This window comes from Shewanella sp. SACH (assembly GCF_001887095.2).
In the GTDB taxonomy this organism is placed as follows: Bacteria; Pseudomonadota; Gammaproteobacteria; order Enterobacterales; family Shewanellaceae; genus Shewanella; species Shewanella baltica.
Map to the genome: position 1 here is coordinate 627,497 of NZ_MPDG02000001.1, position 14,233 is coordinate 641,729.

12 protein-coding genes are annotated in these 14,233 nt (G+C 46.8%); 4 read left to right on the forward strand and 8 right to left on the reverse strand.

Annotated features, from left to right (window positions below; genetic code table 11):
- Positions 1 to 69: 69 nt before the first annotated feature.
- The 3 genes from lon to BM607_RS02570 all read left to right on the forward strand — a co-directional run bounded on the left by lon (position 70) and on the right by BM607_RS02570 (position 5,050).
- The gene (gene lon, locus BM607_RS02560) at positions 70 to 2,427 is read left to right on the forward strand and encodes an endopeptidase La (protein WP_071938997.1); all 2,358 of its coding nucleotides are present in this window, start codon (positions 70 to 72) and stop codon (positions 2,425 to 2,427) included.
- Positions 2,428 to 2,686: 259 nt separating this feature from the next.
- Positions 2,687 to 2,959: a nucleoid-associated protein HU-beta gene (gene hupB / locus BM607_RS02565; RefSeq protein WP_006081127.1), complete on the forward strand. Its 273-nt coding sequence runs from the start codon at positions 2,687 to 2,689 to the stop codon at positions 2,957 to 2,959.
- A gap of 225 nt (positions 2,960 to 3,184) precedes the next feature.
- On the forward strand, positions 3,185 to 5,050 hold the full coding sequence (locus BM607_RS02570) for a SurA N-terminal domain-containing protein (RefSeq protein ID WP_071938996.1): 1,866 nt from the start codon (positions 3,185 to 3,187) through the stop codon (positions 5,048 to 5,050).
- Positions 5,051 to 5,239: 189 nt separating this feature from the next.
- Here BM607_RS02570 and BM607_RS02575 read toward each other — a convergent pair whose 3' ends face one another.
- The 8 genes from BM607_RS02575 to pspF all read right to left on the reverse strand — a co-directional run bounded on the left by BM607_RS02575 (position 5,240) and on the right by pspF (position 13,363).
- Positions 5,240 to 5,452, reverse strand: a complete 213-nt coding sequence (locus tag BM607_RS02575; RefSeq protein WP_006085368.1) for a molybdopterin-binding protein — start codon at positions 5,450 to 5,452, stop codon at positions 5,240 to 5,242.
- Positions 5,453 to 5,583: 131 nt separating this feature from the next.
- Complete coding sequence (fabV, locus tag BM607_RS02580; RefSeq protein ID WP_011846466.1) at positions 5,584 to 6,786, reverse strand: enoyl-ACP reductase FabV; 1,203 nt, start codon at positions 6,784 to 6,786, stop codon at positions 5,584 to 5,586.
- A 105-nt stretch (positions 6,787 to 6,891) separates the two neighbouring features.
- The gene (locus tag BM607_RS02585) at positions 6,892 to 7,677 is read right to left on the reverse strand and encodes an ATP-binding cassette domain-containing protein (protein ID WP_006085370.1); all 786 of its coding nucleotides are present in this window, start codon (positions 7,675 to 7,677) and stop codon (positions 6,892 to 6,894) included.
- Entirely contained in the window at positions 7,658 to 8,665 is a 1,008-nt protein-coding gene (locus tag BM607_RS02590) for an oligopeptide/dipeptide ABC transporter ATP-binding protein (RefSeq protein ID WP_063883145.1), read from the reverse strand. The genes BM607_RS02585 and BM607_RS02590 overlap by 20 nt, the downstream gene beginning before the upstream one ends.
- Before the next feature lie 3 nt (positions 8,666 to 8,668).
- Entirely contained in the window at positions 8,669 to 9,559 is an 891-nt protein-coding gene (locus tag BM607_RS02595; RefSeq protein ID WP_006081133.1) for an ABC transporter permease subunit, read from the reverse strand.
- Positions 9,546 to 10,577, reverse strand: coding sequence for an ABC transporter permease (locus BM607_RS02600; RefSeq protein WP_006085371.1), 1,032 nt, complete (start codon positions 10,575 to 10,577; stop codon positions 9,546 to 9,548). The genes BM607_RS02595 and BM607_RS02600 overlap by 14 nt, the downstream gene beginning before the upstream one ends.
- Positions 10,577 to 12,202 carry an ABC transporter substrate-binding protein SapA gene (gene sapA, locus BM607_RS02605; RefSeq protein WP_071938995.1) on the reverse strand — a complete coding sequence of 542 codons (1,626 nt, stop codon included), beginning with the start codon at positions 12,200 to 12,202 and terminating at the stop codon, positions 10,577 to 10,579. Before sapA ends, BM607_RS02600 begins: the two co-directional genes overlap by 1 nt.
- 69 nt (positions 12,203 to 12,271) lie before the next feature.
- Positions 12,272 to 13,363 carry a phage shock protein operon transcriptional activator gene (pspF, locus tag BM607_RS02610; RefSeq protein ID WP_071938994.1) on the reverse strand — a complete coding sequence of 364 codons (1,092 nt, stop codon included), beginning with the start codon at positions 13,361 to 13,363 and terminating at the stop codon, positions 12,272 to 12,274.
- Positions 13,364 to 13,540: 177 nt separating this feature from the next.
- Here pspF and pspA point away from each other — a divergent pair, with 177 nt between their 5' ends.
- Positions 13,541 to 14,224 carry a phage shock protein PspA gene (gene pspA / locus BM607_RS02615; RefSeq protein WP_071938993.1) on the forward strand — a complete coding sequence of 228 codons (684 nt, stop codon included), beginning with the start codon at positions 13,541 to 13,543 and terminating at the stop codon, positions 14,222 to 14,224.
- The last annotated feature ends 9 nt before the right edge of the window (positions 14,225 to 14,233 follow it).

Sequence of the window (14,233 nt, forward strand, 5' to 3'; positions counted from 1 at the left end):
CATTGAAACTCAATAAAGCGTCCCAATATACTCCAGTATTAATCCATTTCACCAAAACGGAATCGAACTATGACCCAAGAGCGTGAAGCGCATATCGAACTCCCCGTGCTGCCACTGCGAGATGTGGTGGTCTATCCCCATATGGTAATTCCGTTATTTGTCGGACGAGAAAAATCTATTCGATGTCTCGAAACCGCAATGGCGCAGGATAAGCAAATTATTTTAGTGGCGCAGCGTGATGCCGAACTCGATGAACCATCAAAAGATGACATCTTCGAAGTGGGTACGGTTGCCTCTATTTTACAGTTACTTAAGCTGCCAGACGGCACAGTCAAAGTGTTGGTAGAAGGCGGTCGTCGCGCCCGTATTACCCGTTACACCCAAGAAACAGAATTCTTTGTGGCTAAGGCTGAGTATCTGGAATCAGAACCGCTGGAAGACAAAGAAGAAGAAGTGTTAGTGCGCAGTGCTATTGGTCAGTTTGAAGGTTATATCAAGCTGAACAAAAAAATCCCGCCAGAAGTCTTGACCTCTTTATCGGGTATCGATGAAGCGGCGCGTCTGGCAGATACTATGGCTGCACACATGCCACTTAAGCTTGAAGATAAGCAATCTGTGCTTGAGATGATCAACGTTGGCGAGCGTCTGGAATATTTAATGGCGATGATGGAATCGGAGATCGACCTATTGCAGGTTGAGAAACGTATCCGTACCCGCGTTAAAAAACAGATGGAAAAAAGTCAGCGTGAGTACTATCTGAACGAACAGATGAAAGCCATCCAGAAAGAACTGGGTGACTTAGACGAAGGCCATGACGAGTTTGAAGCCTTAAATCGTAAGATTGAAGAGGCTAATATGCCCGCCGAGGCGAAAGAAAAAGCCCTGGCAGAGCTTAACAAGCTACGTATGATGTCGCCAATGTCGGCAGAAGCCACAGTTGTGCGCAGCTATGTGGATTGGATGACGTCAGTGCCTTGGAGCCAACGCTCTAAAATCAAACGTGATTTAGCAAAAGCCCAAGAAGTGCTCGATACCGATCATTTCGGTCTGGAAAAAGTTAAAGAACGTATCTTGGAATATTTGGCAGTACAAAGCCGAGTGCGTCAGCTTAAAGGACCAATCCTGTGTCTCGTTGGACCTCCAGGTGTGGGTAAAACTTCCTTGGGTCAATCGATCGCTAAGGCGACCGGTCGTAAGTATGTGCGTGTTGCTTTAGGCGGCGTGCGTGATGAAGCTGAAATCCGTGGTCATCGCCGTACCTATATTGGTTCTATGCCAGGTAAAGTCATTCAAAAAATGGCTAAGGTGGGCGTGAAAAACCCATTATTCTTGCTCGATGAAATCGACAAGATGAGTTCAGACATGCGCGGCGATCCGGCTTCTGCTTTATTAGAAGTGTTAGATCCTGAGCAAAATGCGACCTTTAACGATCATTACCTCGAAGTCGATTACGACTTATCCGATGTGATGTTTGTGGCAACGTCTAACTCTATGGACATTCCTGGGCCATTACTGGACCGTATGGAAGTGATCCGTTTGTCGGGTTACACCGAAGACGAGAAGCTGAATATTGCTAAGCAACATTTGCTGAATAAGCAAATTGAGCGCAACGGCTTAAAAGCGGCTGAAATTAAAGTAGAGGATAGCGCTATCGTTGGCATTATCCGCTATTACACCCGTGAAGCGGGCGTGCGTTCGCTTGAGCGTGAATTGTCTAAGATTTGCCGTAAAGTCGTGAAAATGATTTTGCTCGATAAATCAGTAAAATCTGTCACTGTGAATCAAGAGAATCTTAAGTCATTCCTTGGCGTGCAGCGCTTCGATTACGGTAAAGCCGAGTCGAAGAACCAAATCGGTCAAGTGACAGGCTTAGCGTGGACACAAGTAGGCGGTGATCTGCTAACGATTGAAGCAACATCGGTACCTGGTAAAGGTAAATTAACTTATACCGGTTCCCTTGGCGACGTGATGCAAGAGTCAATTCAAGCGGCGATGACAGTTGTTCGCGCCCGTGCGGAACAATTAGGTATCAATGCGGATTTCTACGAGAAGCGTGATATCCATGTGCATGTGCCAGAAGGTGCAACGCCAAAAGATGGTCCATCAGCCGGTGCGGCTATGTGTACCGCTTTAGTATCCAGCTTAACGGGTAACCCAGTGCGTAGCGACGTGGCCATGACAGGTGAAATAACCTTACGTGGTGAAGTGTTACCTATCGGTGGTTTGAAAGAAAAACTGCTGGCAGCACACCGCGGGGGCATAAAATTAGTGCTTATACCAAAAGAAAACGAGCGTGATCTGGAAGAAATTCCTGCCAATGTGATTGCCGATTTAGAAATTCGTCCCGTGCGTTGGGTCGATGAAGTGTTAAAACTGGCTCTAGAAAGACCGGTTGAAGGCTTCGAAGTGGTTAAAAACTTGGCATAACGCAAGAAATTGCGCTATCACGTTAAAAAAAATGAAAAAAGGGGCTTAACAAAGCGTAGACCTGTGGTAGCCTAGGTCTGTGGAGAGCCAGCTGCTCCAAGCCCTTGGCGCAACTGGCTTTGAGCTGTATCCAGTTTTATTTCTTTGGTTTTCGAACTCAGCTTGAACTTTGAATTCAAGCTTGTTATAAAAGCCTCCGCAGACCGCTCTAGAGACGGATTTGGTTGCGGCGCAAAAAAATTACATTCAAGGGGATGACATGAACAAATCTGAACTAATCGAGAAAATCGCATCTGGTGCTGACATTTCTAAAGCCGCTGCCGGCCGTGCACTGGATTCTTTTATCGCTGCTGTGACCGAAGGTCTGAAAGAAGGTGATAAAATTTCTCTTGTTGGTTTTGGTACTTTTGAAGTGCGTGAACGCGCTGAGCGTACTGGTCGCAACCCACAAACGGGTGAAGAAATCAAAATCGCAGCAGCTAAAATTCCAGCATTCAAAGCTGGTAAAGCACTGAAAGACGCTGTTAATTAATCATTAATATCGTAGCCTTTGTAAGGCATTCGTAATGACAAGCACTGTTTATCAGTGCTTTTTACGAATTGAAAGTAATGGAATATGAAGCTTAATTTCTACCATTACTCGGGGTTTTAGAATTTACCTGTGGTAGCGTCTGAATATTCCCCATAAATTACAGAAAGGCGCATCTCAAACTGATGCGCCTTTTTATTTTGTTAATCGCAACAAGCGAGAAATCTGATGTTAGAAAAGATCCGCGATGGTTCGCAAGGCGTGATTGCTAAAGGCATTCTCGTACTTGTGATTTTATCTTTTGCATTTGCAGGAGTCAGCAGTTACTTAGGTTCTACAACTGATGTGCCTGCAGCAGAAGTGAACGGTGACATAATCACTAAAGCTGAGCTTGAGCAGGCTTACCAAAGCGAGCGCTCTCGTATGGAGCAACAGCTAGGTGAGATGTTTGCTGCGTTATCTGCTGACGAAAAATATCTACAAAGTATTAAGCAGAGCGTATTAGAGCGCTTAGTGGCTGACAAACTGATAGATCAAGCGGCTAAGGCTATGGGGTTGCGTGTATCTGACGAACAGATCATTGCAGCCGTGAAAACTGAACCCGCATTCCAAACCGATGGCAAATTTGATAACGACCGTTATCAAGCGATTCTACGTCAGTTAGGTTATCAACCACAGGCATTCAGAGACATGATGCGCGTCGATATGACCCGTCGTCAGTTAACGGCAGCGCTAGTTGGTACTGAATTTGTGTTAGCTGGCGAAGCTAAGCAGTTAGCTGAGTTACAAGGCCAAACCCGCGATGTGCGTTATTTAGTCGTTGATTCTGCGCCATTCTTCGCGACAGCGGTTGTGACTGACGAGCAAGTGAAAAACTATTACGACGCAAACCAAGGGCAGTTTATGAGCCCTGAAATGGTGAGCTTAGAATATGTTGAGCTGAATGCGGCTGATTTTGCTAAAAATAACCCAGTTTCAGACGAAGAAGCGCAAGCTTATTACGAAGAACATAAAGCGCAATACGTGTCTAATGAGAAGCGTCTTGCAGCACACATTCTGGTTATGCCAGGTAGCGATGAAGCGGCTGCAAAAGCCAAGGCTGAAGATTTAGCGAAGCAATTAGACAGCGGTGCCGATTTTGCTGATCTGGCTAAAGCTAACTCTGACGATACCTTGAGTGCAGAGCAGGGCGGTAAACTGGATTGGTTTGAACCAGGTGTGATGGACCCCGCTTTCGATGCTGCATTATTTGCATTGAACAAAGGCCAACATTCTGCTGTGGTTAAAACTGACTTTGGTTTCCACATTATCAAGCTATTAGATGTGCAACCTGGTGTGACTGTACCCTTTGCCGATGTGAAAGCTAAGATAGTGGCGCAATTGCAAGATAAGAAAGCGGTTGATCAGTTCTACAGCTTACAAAGCAAATTGGCTGATACTAGCTATGAAGTGCCAGATACACTATCTGAAACTGCTAAAGCTGTGGGCGTCGATATTAAGACGACTCCACTGTTCTCTCGCGATAACGTTCCTGCTGCGCTGAACAAGCCAGACTTAGTTAAAGCTGCGTTCTCTGAAACTGTTATGCTAAAAGGGTTAAACAGTGAAGTGATTGAGCTTGAACCTAACCACGTGGTGGTGGTGCGTGTGAAGGAACATCACGATGCGGGCACTTTGGCCTTAGCGGAAGTGAAAGCCAATATCGCCGAACGTTTGAAGCAAGATCAAGCAAACGAAGCTGCCCGTGCGAAAGCACAAGAGCTGATGGCACAAGTTAAAGCCGGTGCAACGGATCTTGGCTTAGTGGCTAAAGCGAAACTAGGCCGCGGCGCGCAAGATGTTGATGCTGCGATTGTAGGCAAAGCGTTCCAAATGCCAACACCAAGCACTTCTCCAGTTGTCGATACCGTGGGTTTAGCAAATGGTTATGCCGTGGTTGCGCTAGATAAAGTCAACGCTGCTGAAGGTGTGAGTGATGAGCTGGTTAATGCGCTTAAACAACGCCTGAACGCTCAATACAGCGAAGCAGACTACCGTGGCTTGATAGATTCACTTAAAGCCAATGCCAAGGTGCTTTACCCTGTAGAAGAATAATTTAAGTGAGGATAGCGCGTTGAACTGGCTACCCTACTAGTAAACTTCGATTAAAAAGGCCAAGTGATTTCACTTGGCCTTTTTGTTTTTCAATGCGATGAAGTATGTCGATGAGTTTGAAGGGGATCTGCCACAGCAGCCCCGTCAGATTTACTCTTCCATCACATCAAGCGCGACGTTACAGTCGTGCTAATCATCAACGCCTATCATCACGCTGCTGGCTTTGATGAGTGCATAAGCCGAATCCCCCACTTTAAGCCCTAGGCGCTCACAGGATGCTTTAGTTACCACAGAGGTCAATACGACACCTGGTGCAAGTTCGATAGTCACTTCATTGTTTACCGCGCCCATTTCTATGGATTTGATCGTGCCACTGAGCGTATTTCTTGCGCTAATTTTCATCGTCTTTCCTTATTGAGGGAGTGATTAGTGGAAACGAGTGTAGCGCATCTTAGTGTGGGCGTTGCAAATAAAAACGCCACTAAAAAGTGGCGTTTACGTTGTGATAAGCAGTGATCAGCTATCGCAGTCGATTAGAGCTCGATAACGTCAAACTCAACGTATGGGTTAACGTCGGCATCGTAATCAATACCTTCGATACCAAAGCCGAATAATTTAATAAATTCAGCTTTGTATTCACGGTAATCCGTTAATTCTGACAAGTTTTCTGTGGTCACTTGTGGCCACAGATTACGGCAGTGTTGCTGAATATCTTCACGCAGTTCCCAATCGTCTAAACGGATGCGATTGTCGCTGTCAGTTTCTGGCTTAGCACCATCGGCGCGGAATAGACGCTCACTGAACATGCGATAGATTTGCTCCATACAACCTTCATGGAGACCTTCCTGACGCATTTTCTTGAATACCATAGCGATATACAAAGGCATGACTGGAATAGCCGAACTCGCTTGAGTTACAACGCTCTTCAGTACCGCTACGTTAGCGCTACCGCCAGTAGCTGACAATTGCTCATTTAAGGCTTTTGCTGCGCGGTCTAAATCCATCTTGGCCTTGCCAAGGGCGCCGTGCCAGTAGATTGGCCACGTCAGTTCAGTACCGATGTAGCTATAGGCTACGGTTTTGCAGTTATCCGCTAATACACCGGCTTCAGATAAGGCTTTGATCCACAGTTCCCAATCTTCGCCGCCCATCACTGTTACAGTGTCGGCAATTTCTTGCTCAGTTGCAGGCTCAACGGTGGCTTCAATGATGCAGTCTTTATTGGTATCAACCGCAGTCGCAGTGTAAGTTTCACCGATTGGTTTTAATGCAGAACGGATGAGTTCACCAGAATCCGGCAGTTTGCGCACAGGTGATGCCAGTGAGTAAACGACCATGTCGATTTCACCGAGATCTTGCTTAATAAGTTCGATCACTTTTTGTTTTGCTTCATGGCTAAAGGCATCGCAGTTAATGCTCTTAGAATATAAGCCTTCAGCTTTAGCAAATTTGTCGAAAGCGGCAGAGTTGTACCAACCCGCAGTACCTGGTTTCGTTTCAGTACCTGGCTTTTCGAAGAACACGCCAATCGTTGCGGCATCGCTACCGAAAGCGGCTGCGATACGTGAAGACAGACCGTAACCGCTTGATGAACCAACCACTAATACCTTTTTCGGGCCGTTAGCAATTTTACCTTTAGCTTTGGTTAGCGTGATTTGTTCTTGAACGTTTGCTTCACAACCGACTGGGTGTGTAGTGGTACAAATGAATCCACGAATTTTTGGTTTGATAATCATGTTTAAGCTTCTTCTATCAAAATGACCAATAGGATAAATATTTCGGCGGGTAAATGGCACCTATTTTTAGCCAATTCACCTAATTATTTAAGTGGTTGGAGCAGTTTAACGTTTATGGACAAACAGACTCTGCTCTTGGATCAACCTCTGGGTATATTCATGTTGTGGCGAGTTAAATATCTGTTCTGTAGGCGCTTTCTCGACCATTACACCTTTGTGCAGCACCATAATTTTATCGCTAACATGGCGAATAATATTGAGATTATGGGATACGAAGATATAAGACAAGCCGAGGTCTTTTTGCAGTTTCAGCAGCAAATTAAGAATTTGTGAGCGTACTGAAAGGTCAAGCGCGGTCAAGGCTTCGTCGGCAATAATAATTTTAGGATTGAGCATTAAGGCTCGCGCTACCGCAACGCGTTGTTTCTGGCCTTCGGAAATCATGTGCGGATAAAACTCCGCATGCTCAGGTAATAAGCCCACTTTGCGCAATGTGTCGACCACTTGGGTGTGCCGTGATTGCGCCGACATTTTGGTATTAAAACGCAGCGGCTCATCGAGCAACTGGCCAATTGTCAAACGCGGGTTTAGTGAGGTATTCGGATCTTGGAAAATCATTCGAATCAAGCGGCATCTTTGCTTGATATCGCGGCTGTCTAAGGCTTCACCTTCGAAAAAAATCTCGCCACCGCTGCGGGGCTCTGCACCGACTAAAATGCGGGCTAAGGTGCTCTTACCCGAACCTGCTTCACCCACTATGGCTAAGGTTTCGCCGCGTTGGAGTTCGAAGGATACGGGCGCTAAGGCATCGTTATATTGGCGGGAAAAGCCTCGATAACCGGTATCGTATCTTTTATAAAGATCGTTAACTTTAAGCAGTGGGGTCGTCATTGTGGGTTTCGCCGTGATAAGGGAAATGACAGGCAAAATAGCGGTCTTTAATATGACTTAAATTTGGCTGATTAACGCATTTTTTTTGTGCTTCAGGGCAACGAGGCCCTAAACGGCAACCGATTGGCAAATGCTGTAAGGCGGGCGCAGACCCTGGAAGGGTGGGCATAATCGCCTTGTGGCCACCTGAGCCTGAATAGTCGGGCATGTTGTCAAGCAGCGCCTTAGTGTAAGGATGATAAGGCTGCTTAATCACTTCGTCTGTCGGCCCCGATTCCATAACCTGACCGCAATAGAGCACGGATAAGTGATCGCACCATTGGGCTAAGGTTTCAAGCTCGTGGCTGATCAATAGAATCGATACGTTTTGTAATTGATTTAATTGAGATAATAATCTGAATATTTGCGCTTGAGTGCTGAGTTCCATTGAGCTTGTGGGTTCATCGGCAATCAAGAGGCGAGGCTGATTAGCAACCGCCATCGCAATCATCACCTTTTGGCATTCGCCTTCGGATAATTCCCACGCATAGCTAGACATCACCTGTCGTGGATTTTTAATCCCGACTTTATGTAGCCATTTTTGCGCTGTCAGCCGTGCATGTCGACGACGTTGCCAAAAATAGGCGTTGGGATTCTTAGGCATGGCTTGCATCAGCTGACTGCCGACGGTTTGCGCCGGATCTAAGCTGCCCGATGGATCTTGGAAGATCATCGCCATGTCTGAACCCATCAGATTGCGGCGCTCTTTTGAGCTCATGGCCATCAAGTTATTGCCATCCCACATCATGCGATCGGCTGTGATGGTCCAGTTGGGACCAGGGATCCCAAGAATCGCTCTTGCTAACAAGCTTCGTCCAGAGCCAGACTCACCGACTAGGCCATGAATTTCGCCGGCATTGAGCGTTAAGCTGACTTTTTCGAGCGCCCGCACTCTACCGTGGGGCGTATCGAGTTCAATCGTGAGATTTCGTACGTCGAGTAAAGGCATAAGTTAGTTTCTGATGGGCGCAAGCGCCGACCGTAGGCCATCGCCAACCAAGTTAATGGAAAGCACACTGAAAAGAATCGCTAAGCCCGGGATAGTTACAGCCCAAGGCGCCGTTAATAAATTATCCATACCTTGGGCGACCATAGCGCCCCATTCTGGGCTTGGTGCCTGCGCCCCCAAGCTTAAAAAACCGAGGGCGGCGATATCTAAAATGGCGGCCGAAATGGCAAGTGTGGTTTGAATGATCACTACTTCCCACACGTTTGGCATGATGACATACCAAAAAATTTGCATTGAGTTCGCGCCATCTAAACGCGCCGCTGTGACGTATTCTTTTTGCAACTCTTCATGCACTGACTGGTGTATCGAGCGCACAAATTGCGGGGTTAAGGCAATTCCGACGGCCCAGAACACATTTTCAAGCCCTGGCCCCATTACCGCCACCACTAAAATGGCCATCAACAATGAAGGGATTGATAACAATGCATCGAGTAAGTGCCCGAGAATACTGGATTTTAAGCCCCGCATCATGCCGGACAGTGACCCTATGATAAAGCCTGTGAATAATGCTGTGACGACGATCAGCAGCGCCATACCAAAGGTCAAGTGCGCGCCGTGTAATAATCGGCTGAAGATATCGCGGCCTAAATCGTCTGTGCCTAAAAAGTGTGCCACAGTGCCTGAGGGATCCCAAGAGGGCGGCAATAGCAAGGCTCTGGGATCTTGTGCCTCTGGTGGGAAGGGCGCAATCATAGGACCAAATAGCGTTAGCAAGAGCAGGAAAGCAATCGTCCACAGACCTGCCAAGGCGAAAGGATTAGCCGAAAAGTTAAGCCAAACCCGCATAGTCGGTGAGGCAATCTGATCTTCTTGATAAATTTTAACTGGTGGCATAAAGGTCTTTTCTGCTCAGTGGATTAAAGACTGTATGCAGCACTTCAATCAAGATACTTAGGAAGATAATTAATAGGGCTACGGCCAAAATACCACCTTGGATGACAGTGTAGTCCCGTTGGTAAATCCCTGACACCAGCCAAGACCCCACGCCAGGCCAAGAGAAAATCATTTCGACCACTATGGCATAACTGGCAAAGGAACCTAGCATTAACCCTAAATGTTTCAGCACGGGGATCAAGGCGTTAGGCAGGGCGTGGCGCAGTATAATAGTCCCAGTATGCATGCCTCTGGCTTCGGCGGCGCGGATAAAGGTTTGATTCATCACATTCATCATCGCCGATCGCGTGCTGCGAACCACCACAGTAAAAGGTAACACGGCCAGTGTCGTGGCAGGCAAAATGATGTGCAGCAGCGCATCTTTAAATGCCGACATGCCGTATTCAGACTCTGACAACAGGGTATCTACCAACATAAAGCCAGTGACAGGTTTGATTTCATATAACAAATTGATTTGTCCCGAAATCGGTAACCAACCAAGATCGACGCCAAACCAGAGTGAAAGATAAAGACCTAACCAGAACACGGGCACAGAGTAGCCAGTTAGCGTGATCGCCATAATGGTATTTTGGGTGAGCTTATGTTGGCTCTGAGAGGCAAGTACGCCTAAGGGCACACCAAAGCAAATCGCGATAATGGCCGCCATCACAGCAAGTTCGAAGGAGGCGGGTAGGACGGCGCTGAGTTCTTCGGCCACTTCTTGATGTGAGGTGACTGAAATGCCTAAATTACCGCTAAGCCTTTGTTGTAGATAAGCGATAAATTGCCACGCTTGGTTTTTATCTAATTTGTAGTCCTGCTCGATTTGAACCAGTTGACTCGCAGTCGGTGTATGTATGCCTGTGAGTGCGTGGGTGCGATCCACCGGAAATAAGCCCGTGGCGTAAAATAAGACACCCACCATGACTAACGAGGTGGCAAGAAACAAATTGAGGCGGCGCAGTAGGTATTTAAACATTAATTCGCCTCCTCTTGTGCTTGGCTAGTGTGGGCGAAGGAAATGCCACCAAAAGGCGTGAGTTGCATGTCTCTAACATCATGGCGAGTCAACGCCACACGTTTGGCATGGGCCAGACTCAGCATAGGCACTTGTTCAGCTAAAAAGGCTTCTGCTTGTTGATAAATCACTTTACGTTCGCCCTGATCCGACACTTCTCTTGCGCTATCTAAGATGGCATCAAACTCAGGGTTACACCAGCGAGAACGATTGTTGTTCGACTGCATTGCGGCGCAGCTCAGCAATGGAGTAAAGAAGTTATCGGGATCGCTGTTATCAGCATTCCAGCCAATTAACACTGAATCATAGTCGTCGCGGCTGAGCCGCTGACTAAACACGCTCCAGTCGTAACTGACGATATTCACTTTGACGCCTATGTTGGCCAGATCAGATTGAATTAATTCGGCCGTTTTTAACGCATTGGGGTTATAGGCGCGGGCAACTGGCATAGCCCAAATATCGATACTGAGATTTTTAATGCCTGCTTCTTTTAAGAGGTCGCGCGCTTTTTGCGGATTGTAATCCACAAGCCCTTTGTTATTGTCGTAGGCCCAAGACGCTGGCGGCAGAACGCCTGTGGCTTCAATGGCGGTATTTTGATAAACCGCCCGCAGGATATTTTGTTTATCGACCGCATAGGCCAGTGCGCGGCGCACTCGGACGTCATTCAGTGGCGGCTTTTGCGTATTAAAGGCCCAAAATGCCACGTTGAGTCCAGGTTGTGACTCAATATTCAATTCTTCATGTTGCTTGATAACAGGCAGCTCACCCGCTTTGGGCAGCGCAGACACACTGCAATCGCCCGCGATAAGTTTTGCGAGTCTGACGGTACTTTTGGGCGTGATATCAAATACCAGCATATCGATTTTTGCTGGTTCGCCCCAAAAGTCAGGATGACGACGATAGCGAATATATTCGTTTTTCGCGTACTGCACTAAGGTGAACGGCCCAGTGCCAATGGCAAAGTGGTCGACGTTTTCAGGATGACCCAAGGCTAACTGCTGCTGCGCATATTCATCGGATAAAATCACCGCAAAGTCGGTGGCCAGATTTGACAGAAATGAAGCGTCTTTGCGGGTCAAATAAAAGACCACTTCATGATCGTTTATCTTTTCTATCCCTTTAACTTGTTCAGAAAAGCCAATACTTTGGAAGAAGGGATAACCCGTGCGGGAGACAAAATGATAAGGATGCTGGGTATCGATAATACGCTTAAAGGAGAACAACACATCGTCGGCATTGAAGGGCCGTGTTGGGGTAAACCGCTTCGAATGCTGGAACTGCACGTTTTCCCTGAGGGTGAAGCGATAGCTTAAGCCATCATCGGACATAGCCCAACTCGTCGCCAAGGCAGGGACAAGCTTGCCTGACTGGGTATCATAATCCACTAAGCGACTATAAATTTGGTGCGAGGTGGCATCGATTGTCGTGCCAGACGTCACCAATTGTGGATTAAAAGACTCAGGGTTCCCTTCGGAGCAATACACCAAACCGGAAGGGAGTCGTTGGGGGCCACACGCGACCAACAACCAACTCATGCAAGAAACTGCAGTTGTTAGGCACAGGCGTCTAATTAGCACACTCATTTATAAATCATTATTTTATCGACTATGAACGGCTATTTTAGCAGTGCATCTCCCCCATGGGCAATCTGCTTATGCTTTATCAAGTAAATTGTATTTTTTAAGGATGCCACGCAGTTGGTGGTAGCTTAATCCGAGCATGTCGGCGGTTTTCTTTTGGTTGTATTGGCTGCTTGAGAGCGCCTGTTGGATCAGATCCATTTCGTACTTCTCAGTTTGCTCTTTAAAATCCAGCGGAAAATTAAAGCTATTCACTGAAGACTCAGTATTGACTAGTACTTCAGCCTCAAGTATCGGCGCATATTGCGGCGTACTGGCAACGGTTGTTGGCGCGACTGAGGTGATTTGACGTTCGCGGGTCTTGATCCGAGTTTTAGGTCGATAGGGTGAAGCAAAGGGATCAAGAGTGATATGGTCGATGGGCCGATTTTCACCACCATTACGATAAACGCTGCGCTCGACCACGTTTTTAAGTTCTCGGATATTGCCCGGCCAGTCGTGGGTCATTAGTTGCTCGACCGCATGGGCACTAAAACCGCTGAACAGCTGCAGCTTTAACTGACGCGCCATGCCAACGGCGAAGTATTCCGCCAGCGTCATTATGTCTTCTGGGCGGCAACGCAGCGGTGGCAGAGTGATCACATCGAAGGCGAGTCTATCGAGCAAGTCGGCACGAAATTCGCCTGCGTCAGCAAGTGATGGTAAATCTTCGTTGGCGGCGCAGATTAAACGAACATCACTTTGCACTGTTTTACTGCCGCCGACTCGTTCAAATTCGCCGTATTCAATGACACGCAGGAGTTTTTCTTGGATAAGTCCTGAGGTATTGGCTAATTCGTCGAGGAATAAAGTGCCGCCGTCGGCGCGCTCAAAGCGACCTTCGTGTTTGCCTTTGGCGCCAGTAAAGGCACCTGACTCATGGCCAAATAATTCGCTCTCGAGTAAATTTTCACTCAAAGATGAACAGTTTAGCTTAATAAAACTTTGATCCCAGCGCTTAGACAGATAATGTAAGCGTTCGGCAATAAGCTCTTTACCTGTACCACGTTCACCAATAATCAGTACGGGTTTAGACAGCGGTGCAATTTGCGACACATGTTCTAACACTTCGAGTAGGGCATTGGATTGACCGATAAGGTTGTCTTGCTGAAATTTATTATCCACGATATTTTTTAGTCTTTCGCGCTAAAATTTGGTGAAAATGATAATAAGTGGCTTCAAGCGTAAAAGGAAGTAAAAGTTAAAATTTTGTTTAAGCCACTGTATTTAAATAAGAAGTAAAAGTTGGCACGGTTAGTGTATTACCTTATACGAGACCAACATCAATTTGAGGATAGGATTATGGGAATTTTCTCTCGTTTCGCCGATATCATTAACTCTAATATCAGCGCATTGCTGGATAAAGCCGAAGACCCAGAAAAAATGGTTCGACTGATTATCCAAGAAATGGAAGACACACTCGTTGAAGTGCGTTCTACCTCAGCTAAAGTGTTAGCTGAAAAGAAAGAGCTGCAACGTCGTATCAACCGCGTGTTAGAGCAAGTGCAAGATTGGCAAGATAAGGCTGAACTGGCACTGTCCAAAGACCGTGAAGACTTAGCAAAAGCCGCTTTAGTTGAAAAACAAAAAGCGACCGGTTTAGCGGACACGCTGAATCAAGAGTTAGCCGTTATCGATGAACATATTGCACGCTTGAAAGATGAAGTGAGCATGTTGCAAGAAAAGCTGCTCGATGCAAAAGCGCGTCAAAAGACCATTATTTTGCGCACTCAAACAGCGTCATCACGCTTAGAAGTGAAAAAGCAGTTAGATTCAAGCAAGATCGACAACGCTATGCTCAAGTTTGAGCAATATGAGCGCCGTGTCGAAGGCTTAGAAGCCCAAGTTGAATCTTACGATCTTGGCAGCAAAAAGACCTTAGCCGATGAGTTTGCGGCGCTAGAAGCGGAAGATTCTGTGAATGCAGAGCTGGCAGCGCTAAAAGCCAAGGTAAAAGCTAAAGCGCCAACTAAGTCAAAAGAATAACAATTCAGA